This is a genomic window from Streptomyces flavochromogenes (genome assembly GCF_000717595.1).
Lineage (GTDB): Bacteria > Actinomycetota > Actinomycetes > Streptomycetales > Streptomycetaceae > Streptomyces > Streptomyces flavochromogenes.
Window position 1 is genome coordinate 1 of the sequence record NZ_JNZO01000164.1, and the last position, 202, is coordinate 202.

Below are 202 nucleotides of genomic sequence, written 5' to 3' on the forward strand. Positions count from 1 at the left end.
GTTGTATGTCGCCGGGCATGGTCTCGCCCACGGTTACATCGGTCAGTCGGCGCTCACGGCGGAGCGGTTCGTCGCCAATCCTTACGGCCCTGCCGGTGCTCGCATGTATCGCACGGGGGACCTGGCACGCTGGAACAAGCAGGGTGCGCTGGAGTACCTGGGCCGTGGCGACGAGCAGATCAAGCTGCGCGGTTTCCGTATC

At 65.3% G+C, this 202-nt stretch carries 1 protein-coding gene; it reads left to right on the forward strand.

Annotation, left to right across the window (positions count from 1 at the left end; translation table 11 throughout):
• A partial coding sequence (locus tag IF00_RS42445) for an AMP-binding protein (RefSeq protein WP_037640744.1) occupies positions 1 to 202 on the forward strand: 202 nt, incomplete at both ends.